The sequence below is a fragment of the Rhodococcus sp. F64268 genome, from assembly GCF_023015605.1.
In the GTDB taxonomy this organism is placed as follows: Bacteria; Actinomycetota; Actinomycetes; order Mycobacteriales; family Mycobacteriaceae; genus Rhodococcus.
Genome location: NZ_JALKAI010000029.1, coordinates 1 through 1,598, shown reverse-complemented (window position 1 = coordinate 1,598; position 1,598 = coordinate 1). Strand labels below are relative to the sequence as shown.

2 protein-coding genes are annotated in these 1,598 nt (G+C 62.8%); both read right to left on the bottom strand.

Annotated features, from left to right (window positions below):
• Window positions 1-320: hypothetical protein (locus MWU77_RS24350; RefSeq protein ID WP_247275022.1), on the bottom strand; the 320-nt coding region annotated here is incomplete at its 3' end.
• Complete coding sequence (locus MWU77_RS24345; RefSeq protein ID WP_169691049.1) at window positions 304-1,584, bottom strand: aromatic ring-hydroxylating dioxygenase subunit alpha; 1,281 nt, start codon at window positions 1,582-1,584, stop codon at window positions 304-306. The genes MWU77_RS24345 and MWU77_RS24350, both read right to left, overlap by 17 nt.
• Window positions 1,585-1,598: the final 14 nt, after the last annotated feature.

Genomic DNA, 1,598 nt, shown 5'->3' with positions numbered 1-1,598 from the left:
ACCACCGGTTCTTTGGTGATTTCGGCCCAGGCGGCGCCGCTGTCGGGGACGCGGGGCTGTTTCCAGACTTCGATGGGGAAGGAGACCATGACCAGCGATTGCATCAGGTGCATGAGGGTGCGGGCGTCGTCGGGCAGGTCGTCGAGGTCGAACTTGTCGCAGTAGGTGATGACGTCCTCGAGGCGGGGGAATGCGGCGTTGTAGAACTCCTGCATTTCCGGCATGGTCGAGGCGAGACGCTTGGCGTAGCGTTCGGGTTCGGTGGCCAGGTCCCAGTCGAGGTAGGGCTCGAGGTCAGCGAATTCAGTGGGCAGAGGCATCGCGGTGCTCCTTGACGTAGTCTCCGACGGTCTTGTGGAGGTGACGCAGGAGAAGTTCCTGGTCGCAGAGGGGGAATTCGGTCACCGTGCGGGTGCCGATCATCGTTTGGGTCGCTTCGAGGGTGTTGGCGTCCTGGAGGGCGTATTCCTTGAAGGTGACTGCGGCGAGTTCCTGTGCGAGGCGCTCGCGGGCGTTCTTCGGGGGCACGAAGTAGAGGCTGGCCTCGAAGATGTGCTTGTCGACGGCGGTGGGCCAGTAGGTGTAGGTCAGGTACCAGCCCGGCTTCCAGATGAGCAGGGTCATGTTGGGGAAGAACTCGAAGGAGTCCTGGCCCCAGCTGTGGAATCCGGTGGGGTTCAGTGCCGAGGGCAGCTGGTCGTCGGCGAGGCCGTCGATGTCGGGTTGGTCCCAGGGGCCGAACAGGCCGGAGCGCAGGACGCGTTCGATGGGCTTGACCATGTTGAGGTCCTTGGGCGGTGCCATGCCGCCCCAGGAGGAGATCATCGAGTGCGGGGGCTGCAGGTCGTAGTGCAGGGCTTCGTAGCCGTAGCCGGCGAGTTTGTCGGCTTCGTCCTTGACGGCCTGCTTCATGTGCAGGATCGGTGCGTGGTAGAACTCGGCGAAGGCGTCGATGAACAGCTTCCAGTTGGCGCCGATTTCGGCGCGGTAGCTGTAGACCTCGGTCATTTCGCCGAAGGGGTAGCCTTCGAGGCCTTTGGCGAAGGTGCCGAGGTAGTCGACGAGGGGGATGGCGTTGGGGTCGAGGTTGATGTAGATGAACCCTTCCCACGTTTCGCAGCGCACGTCCTTGAGGCCGTAGTCGGCCTTGTCGAGGTCGAAGAATTCGCCTTCTTGCTGGACGAAGGTGAGTTCGCCTTCGAGGCTGTAGCGCCAGGCGTGGTATTTGCAGGTGAATTGCTTGCAGCTGCCTGCGGTTTCTTCGCCGGGGTAGTCGTTCCAGACGAGTTTGTTGCCGCGGTGGCGGCAGACGTTGTGGAAGGCGCGGATCTTGCTGTCGTTGCCTTTGACGATGACCAGGGAGGTGCCGGGTCCGGCGGAGGGGAGTTCTTTGGTGAAGTAGGCGCCGGTGCGGGGGAGTTGTTCGACGCGGCCGACGTAGAGCCAGGTGCGCTTGAAGATTGCTTCGCGTTCGGCTTCGAAGAAGGCGGGGTCGATGGAGTCGGTGTAGTCGACCGGGGCGGTGCCGATTTCGGGGTAGTTCTCGGTCCAGCTTCCTGCGGCCGGTTTGGTGAAGTGTGGCAAGGCTCTACCTTTCG